Here is a 6,713-nt window from a genome sequence, read left to right as displayed (position 1 = left end):
GCATCCTCGTCGAGGGTCGCCACGACGCCGAGCTCGTGGAGAAGGTCTGGGGAGCGGACCTGCGCGTCGAAGGGGTGGTCGTGGAGTACCTCGAGGGCATCGATCTGCTCGAAGAGACGCTGCGCGATGAGCCGCCGGGACCCGGTCGCCGGTACGGCGTGCTCGTGGACCACCTCGTGCCCGGCTCGAAGGAGCAGCGCATCGCGGATGCCCTCGCGCGCGGCCCGCACGGTGCGCACGTGCTGGTGGTCGGGCACCCCCACGTGGACGTCTGGGAGTGCGTGCTCCCGCGCGCCGTCGGCATCCCGGCGTGGCCCACGGTTCCCCGCGGCACCGACTGGAAGACCGGGGTGTGCCGGGCGCTCGGATGGCCCGCGGAGGAGCAGGCCGACACCGCGAGGGCGTGGCAGCGGATTCTCGGGAGCGTCCACACCTTCCGCGACCTCGATCCGAGTCTGCTCGGGCCTGTGGAGCGGCTCATCGACTTCGTCACCCAGGAGGACTGATCCGTCGCGGGGCGCGCCGGTCGACACCGGTAGCCTTGTCCCATGCCGGACCCTGAGCCCGACGCGGACCCGACCGCCGATTCCGAAGCCCCGTTCCGAAAGCGCACGGTATCGTTCGTGCGCCGCAGCGGACGCATGTCCGAGGCGCAGGAGCGCGCCTGGCGCGAGCTGGCCCCCTTCTACGCGCTGCCGCTGGAGCGTGACGGTGCGACGACGAGCGTGAGAGCCGGGTCCGAGGTCGACCCGGCAGAGGTGTTCGGGCGCACCGCCCCGCTGGTCGTCGAGATCGGCTCCGGCCAGGGGCACGCGATCGTGCACGCGGCAGCGGCGCACCCCGAGGTGGACTTCCTGGCAGTCGAGGTGTTCAAGGCGGGCCTTGCCCGCACCATGCTCGACGCCGGCCGCCAGGGCCTGCGGAACCTGCGCGTCGTCGATGCCAACGCCCCCGAAGTGCTCGAGCACCTGCTGCCCGAAGCGTCGGTCCAGGAGCTCTGGGTGTTCTTCCCCGACCCGTGGCACAAGAAGAAGCACACCAAGCGCCGACTGGTCGTGCCGCCCTTCACCGCGCTCGCCGCGCGCGTGCTGCGCGACGGCGGTCTGCTGCGCCTCGCGACCGACTGGGAGGACTACGCGCTGCAGATGCACGCGGTCATGGACGACGCCGCCGACTTCGAGCCCGGGTTCGCCGGCACGTGGGCCCCGCGGTTCGAGGGGCGCGTCGTGACCGCATTCGAGCGCAAGGGCGCCGCAAAGGGCCGCGAGATCCGCGATCTGGTCTACCGGCGGAAGGCGCGCGCGTGAAGACGGTCGTCCCGGCCACCAGGCCGTTCGTCTCCCTCGCCACTGTGCCCGCGCTGCTGGTGTGTCTGGCCGCTCCCGCGTTCTTCGTGCTGCTGCAGCCCCTGCTCGGGTGGGCGCTGCTCATCGCGGGGCTCGTGGTGGCCGCTCTCGTGGAACGGCGTGGCGAGCGCGATGCCGTGCCCGCGGCATCCGACACCCGTCCGCCGAGCCTCGTGCGTGATCTGTCGCTCATCGCCCTCGGCATGGTCATCGTCAGCCTCATCGATCTGAAGGCCGAGCTCGACAACGCCGCGATGGTGCGGTTCACGCTCGCCCTCGGCGGAGCCGTGGTCGTGCCCTACGTCATCTCGCGCTGGGTGTACCGGGACCGCGCGATCTCGTTCCCGTGGCGCGGGGGAGGGCGGTGGACGACCTTCCAGTGGGTGTGGCTTCTGCTCGTGCTGGTGCTCGGCTGGCTGATCCTGCCGTTTTACTTCATCACCTCGGGCGTCTACATGAACTGGCCGGTGGTGGACACCCCCGACCTCATCGCGCGCCTGTTCGTCGGCGTCGGGGCCGTCGGCATCTGGGACGAGCTGTTCTTCATCTGCACCGTGTTCGCCCTGCTGCGCCGGCACTTCGCCGATCCGTCGGCGAACCTGCTGCAGGCGATCGTGTTCGTGTCGTTCCTGTGGGAGCTCGGCTACCGTGAGTGGGGGCCGGCGCTGACGATCCCGTTCGCGCTTCTGCAGGGCTACATCTTCCTGCGCACGCGCTCGCTCGCCTACGTCGTGACGGTGCATCTGCTCTTCGACGCGGTGGTTTTCGCCGTGCTCGTGCACGCCCACAACCCGGGGCTGCTCGACGCGATCTTCTTCGTCTCGCCCTGACGGCCGCTGCGGCCCGTCACCCGGAGCGCGGCGGTAGCATCGAGGCGGATCCCGACCGGATCCCCGGACGACGGTTCAGTACCCGGTGAGCGACAAGACTGGCCAGGAGGCTGTGTCATGTCGTGGTTCGTTCTCATCGTGTCCGGAGTCCTCGAGGCCGTCTGGGCGACCGCCCTGGGCAAATCCGAGGGCTTCACCAAGCTCTGGCCATCGGTGGTCTTCGGCGTCGCGCTCGTGATGAGCATGGGCGGCCTCGCGTACGCGATGCGCGGGATCTCGACCGGCACCGCGTACGCCGTGTGGGTGGGCATCGGCGCGTCGATCACCGTCGTCTACGCGATGATCACCGGGGATGAGGACTTCTCGCTCGTGAAGTTCCTGCTCATCCTGGGCCTGGTCGGCTGCATCGTCGGGCTGAAGCTGGTCAGCCCCGAGTGAGGGGCGGATGCCGGCATCCTTCACGTTCAACCCGAGGGTGAGTCGATCTGCGCGGCGCCCCTTGACCCGGCGGGGGATCGGAGTAGCTTCGGTCCTGCGAGAAGAAAACGGAAACGTGGATACCGAGAGGTGACCGGATACGGAAACCGACACACGCAACTGATCGCCTCGGAGCTTAGGCTCCGGGGCGATCTGCGTTGTCGGGAGGGCCGTCCGGCCAGTGATAGTCTCGTTCGGTACGCCTCCGTAGCTCAGTGGATAGAGCGCCGGTTTCCGGTACCGTAGGTCGCAGGTTCGACTCCTGTCGGGGGCACCACCACTGAAAACGAAGATCGCCGTCCAGCTCTGGGCGGCGATCTTGTCGTTTCGGCTCGCTCTCGCGTGTTTCGCCAGAGTCTCGGGCCGGTCGCGGGAAACGGGCACTGGCGCTCCGAATGTCCACCCCGGTGCGACCCCGCCCTAACCGGCCAGCGCCTCGTTCGCCCGCGCCAGCGCTCGGAGGTAGGCACCGGGTGTCACCCCGGCGACGGAGCGGAAGTCGTTGGTGAGGTGCGCCTGGTCGACGTAGCCGAGTTCGACGGCGATGGCGGCGAGGCTCCCGTCTTCGGTTGAGAGGCGCCGGACGACCTCCTGCAGGCGCACGCGGCGAGCGATCTCACCGGGACTGCGCCCGATGTTCTCCCGCACTGTCCGTTGCAGGGTCCGCACGCCCACTCCGAGCGCGGTGGCCACGTCCGACGTCTTCCGCACGTGCGGTCGGTCGGCGATGACATCGAGGGCGGCATTCGCCAACCGCTGCGACGGCCTCAGCGGACGCTCGGCGAGGAGCGCCCGCACGAGGGTGTCTGCGGCCTCGGCCCTGGCGGTCGAGTCCGGCCCCGCCGCGATCTGCTGGAGGAGCCGGTGCGTGCGCCCGTCGAGGTCCGCGGTGACCTCTCGCTCGTAGGGGAGCGACGAAGCCTCGAGGTCGGACAGCACGGCGAGGCCGGCGGGACGCAGCCGAATCGCGAAGACGTCCCCGCTGCCGCTGATCGTGCGCGTCCACGCCGTGGATCGAGCGGACGTCACCACGAGCGGGGCCGCGACGTCGCCGCTCTCGATGCTGAGCGTGATCGACGGGTGGTCGATGATCCGCTGCTCGATGGACTCGCCGGGCTCGAGCCGCCACTGCACCGCCCAGTAGGTGTCGACCACGTCTCGGAGGTCTTCGGCCGGCGGGATCCACCGGGCGGAGAACCGCTCGAGATTCTGCGGCTGCAGCACTCCGGAGCGTTCGGCGGAGCCGATGGCTCTCGTGCGCGTGCCCTCCATGGCGCAATTCTGCAATACCGGCGCGGGCCGCGGGGCGCAGGATGCGGTCATGACGACGAACTACCGCAGTACCTTCATCACCACGGCGCCCGACTGTCCCGTGCCAGTCGCAGAGGTGCCGCCCGCGGGTGCGAAGCCGAGTGTGGCGTCCCTGCAGTACGAGTTGATCCACGATCACCCGTACGAGAGGACGTCGGACGAGATCCTCTTCGAGGTACACGCCGTGCGCGCCGGGATCAGCGAGTCCGAGCGCCCCGCGGAATGGGATCGCTTCTTCGCGAAAGATCAGGCGTGCCTGCGCGCCTCTCCGCTGGCCAAGCGGTACGGCTGGGGGTTCCACCACGACGAGCAGGGCCGCGTCGCGCTCGTCGCGCTCGGCAGCGCCGAGTACGCGTCCCTCGCCGAACGCGCTGATCTCACACAGAAGCCCGCGATGCGCTCGTCACGGGGGTGAGCGGCTAGGCGGCCGTCCGCGGGGAGCGGATCAGCGCGCCGGCGGTGAGGAGCACCGCCGCCGCGGCCACGTGGGCGCCCACCCACCACGGGCCGGAGAGCTCGAACGGATAGAGCGGGTTCCAGACGATCGCGATCGCGAGCATGACCGGCATCCACCACCATTGCCGGGCCTGCAGGGCGAACCATCCGATGATCACGGCGAGGATCGCCACGATGAAGCGGATCGCGAGGTAGTACTCATGGCTGAGTAGTGCGATGCCGGCCAGGCACGCGGTCGCGGCGAGGATCGCCGGGGCGAGTGCGTTGCGCTGGTACTCCGACGGCGCGCGGGTCTGCGGTGAGGGCATGGGGGATCCGTTCGTCGTGCTCCTACCCAGTGTGACGCGTCCTGCCGAGGGTCTGGTTCACTTCCGGCCGCGCATCGCCCCGGCATCCCCTCGGGCGGGGCGGATGTAGAAGCAGTCCGGGAACCGTGTGGCCGCCGCCTGCCAACCTTCCGCGGGGGAGGGCATCGGCCGTGCCGAGAAGACCGAGACCCGCGTGATCTCCCACGCGGTGTCGTCCCGCTCGAGCACGTGTTCACCGTGGCGGGCGAGGACGAGTCGCCAGCCCTGCGCCCCCGCCTCGGCGAGGTGGTGCATCTCTTCGGCGCGCGTCACCGGGCCGAGGATGCGACTGGATCCCTCCGGGTCGTCGCGCCGGACGTAGTGCGGGTCGAAACGCTGCTGCACTGCCTGCCGTGACGTGCCCAGGAGTGCGCCGATCTTCGCCCAGCTCACGCCGGCGTCGTGCGCGGCGCGCACGGCCTGCCCCTGCAGGTCCGCCGCAACGCGGGCGATGTCGTGAAACGCGGTCACGGCGGTCAGCAGCTCATCGGTCGTGGCGGGCTGCCCTGAGACAGCGCCGTGTCGCGCCGCCAGTCGGGACAGCTCGACGGCCAGATCGGCGTCGGCGTCGCCGGTCACGGGCGCGGTTTCTCGTCACCGGGGCGCCACGATCCGGCGCGGGATGTCGCCGCCGACCGCTGTGACTGAGCGGTGAAGAGCCACACGAGCCCGGCGATCACCGCGGACCAGCCCGCCACGCTCATCACGAGTCCCGGGATGTTCATTCCTACGAGCAACCCGATGACGGCCAAGACGATGCCGGCCACGATGGCTGCGATCACGGGACGGCGGGTCTTCTGCACCTGCGCTTCTGCATTCATGTGGCAAGGCTAGCTTGCACCGCGGCCGGGGGCAAGCTCTCCTTGCCCATCCGCTGCCGCGGTCGATGAAACCGCAACTGGCGGACGAGACCGTGGGTGACACCCGCCGTCTCGTCCGCCAGATGGGGTCTCACGGTGATGCGGCGGCGGGGCGGGGGTGACGCGACCGAGTGGGGCGGCCCGGCACTCATAAGCTGAATGGATGCCACACGCGACCGCGACCGCACCGCTCGCGTCGTGGCGGTTCGCCGGAACGCTGCGGCACTACCAGGCCGACGTCCTCGACCGCGTCGACGTCGCGGGGGGTTCGGCGCTGCACATCGTCGCGCCGCCCGGGTCGGGAAAGACCCTGCTCGGCCTGCTGCTGGCCGCCCGCCGTGGCCGTCGCGCCGTCGTGCTGACCCCGAACACGACGATCCGCGCGCAGTGGGCCGCCACCGCGGCGACCCTCGCGCCCGACCGAGCCGCGGTGTCCGAGGACCCGGACGGCCCGGGGGACTTCACGGCGCTGACCTACCAGGCCCTCAGCGTGCTGGACGCCGCCAACCCGTTCGCCGGGCTCGCCCGCAGCCGGTGGTGCGACGAGCTCGAGTCGGACGGCCGATCGCCGGATGCCGCCGCGCAGTGGCTCGACGCCCTCGCGTCTCGGAACCCCGCCGCCTACCGCCGCGGCATCGCGAGCCGTTCGCGGACGCTGCGACGGCGACTGGTGCGCGAGGATCCCGAGGTGCTCGCGTCGGCCCTGCATCCCAACGCCCTCGCCCTGATCGACCGGCTGGTCGCGCACGGTGTCGAGACCGTCGTGCTCGACGAATGCCACCACCTGCTCGACCACTGGGCGCTCGTGGTGGCGACCCTCGTCGCGCGCCTGCGCGAGGCGGGGCGCGAGCCGCTGCTGATCGGGCTCACCGCGACGCTGCCGTCACCCGATGACGCCGACGAGTACGACAACTACACCTCGCTGCTCGGCGACGTCGACTACGAGGTGCCGGTGCCGGCGGTCGTACGCGAGGGCAACCTCGCCCCCTACCGCGACCTCGTGCGCTTCGCCGAGCCGACCCGCGAGGAGCTCGCGTTCCTCTCCGGCCACGCCGAGGGGCTCGACGTGCTGCTGCGCACGACTTT

10 protein-coding genes, 1 tRNA gene and 1 riboswitch are annotated in these 6,713 nt (G+C 70.6%); of the genes, 7 read left to right on the top strand and 4 right to left on the bottom strand.

Annotated features, from left to right (window positions below; genetic code table 11):
- The 5 genes from NQ160_RS15995 to NQ160_RS15975 all read left to right on the top strand — a co-directional run.
- Positions 1 to 506, top strand: a 506-nt coding sequence (locus NQ160_RS15995; protein WP_257516165.1) for a DUF3097 domain-containing protein, incomplete at its 5' end; no start/stop codon positions are given.
- Positions 507 to 548: 42 nt separating this feature from the next.
- A complete protein-coding gene (gene trmB / locus NQ160_RS15990; RefSeq protein ID WP_257516164.1) occupies positions 549 to 1,307 on the top strand; it encodes a tRNA (guanosine(46)-N7)-methyltransferase TrmB in 759 nt (252 codons plus the stop codon).
- A complete protein-coding gene (locus NQ160_RS15985; RefSeq protein ID WP_257516163.1) occupies positions 1,304 to 2,176 on the top strand; it encodes a CPBP family intramembrane glutamic endopeptidase in 873 nt (290 codons plus the stop codon). The genes trmB and NQ160_RS15985 overlap by 4 nt, the downstream gene beginning before the upstream one ends.
- Positions 2,177 to 2,218: 42 nt before the next feature.
- A riboswitch (guanidine-III (ykkC-III) riboswitch) is annotated at positions 2,219 to 2,283 on the top strand.
- 10 nt (positions 2,284 to 2,293) lie between these two features.
- Complete coding sequence (locus tag NQ160_RS15980) at positions 2,294 to 2,614, top strand: DMT family transporter (protein WP_257516162.1); 321 nt, start codon at positions 2,294 to 2,296, stop codon at positions 2,612 to 2,614.
- A 240-nt stretch (positions 2,615 to 2,854) separates the two neighbouring features.
- A tRNA-Arg gene (locus NQ160_RS15975) sits at positions 2,855 to 2,930 on the top strand.
- A gap of 143 nt (positions 2,931 to 3,073) precedes the next feature.
- Here the strand turns inward: NQ160_RS15975 and NQ160_RS15970 are convergent.
- The gene (locus NQ160_RS15970; RefSeq protein ID WP_257516161.1) at positions 3,074 to 3,925 is read right to left on the bottom strand and encodes a helix-turn-helix domain-containing protein; all 852 of its coding nucleotides are present in this window, start codon (positions 3,923 to 3,925) and stop codon (positions 3,074 to 3,076) included.
- A 49-nt stretch (positions 3,926 to 3,974) separates the two neighbouring features.
- Here NQ160_RS15970 and NQ160_RS15965 point away from each other — a divergent pair, with 49 nt between their 5' ends.
- Positions 3,975 to 4,379, top strand: a complete 405-nt coding sequence (locus NQ160_RS15965; protein ID WP_257516160.1) for a DUF6157 family protein — start codon at positions 3,975 to 3,977, stop codon at positions 4,377 to 4,379.
- A 4-nt stretch (positions 4,380 to 4,383) separates the two neighbouring features.
- Here NQ160_RS15965 and NQ160_RS15960 read toward each other — a convergent pair whose 3' ends face one another.
- From NQ160_RS15960 to NQ160_RS15950, 3 genes are read right to left on the bottom strand one after another with little or no spacing between them, the layout of a single operon-like run.
- The gene (locus NQ160_RS15960; protein ID WP_257516159.1) at positions 4,384 to 4,728 is read right to left on the bottom strand and encodes a DUF6804 family protein; all 345 of its coding nucleotides are present in this window, start codon (positions 4,726 to 4,728) and stop codon (positions 4,384 to 4,386) included.
- A gap of 57 nt (positions 4,729 to 4,785) precedes the next feature.
- Positions 4,786 to 5,346: a hypothetical protein gene (locus tag NQ160_RS15955; RefSeq protein WP_257516158.1), complete on the bottom strand. Its 561-nt coding sequence runs from the start codon at positions 5,344 to 5,346 to the stop codon at positions 4,786 to 4,788.
- Positions 5,343 to 5,588 (bottom strand): hypothetical protein, encoded by a 246-nt coding sequence (locus NQ160_RS15950; RefSeq protein ID WP_257516157.1) that lies wholly within the window; start codon positions 5,586 to 5,588, stop codon positions 5,343 to 5,345. Before NQ160_RS15950 ends, NQ160_RS15955 begins: the two co-directional genes overlap by 4 nt.
- A gap of 202 nt (positions 5,589 to 5,790) precedes the next feature.
- Between NQ160_RS15950 and NQ160_RS15945 the strand changes: the two genes are divergently transcribed.
- Positions 5,791 to 6,713: DEAD/DEAH box helicase family protein (locus NQ160_RS15945; RefSeq protein ID WP_257516156.1), on the top strand; the 923-nt coding region annotated here is incomplete at its 3' end.

The sequence above is a fragment of the Microbacterium sp. zg.Y909 genome (genome assembly GCF_024626565.1).
Note: the sequence above shows the minus strand (reverse complement) of the source record. Positions and strands in the feature narration are given on the sequence as shown.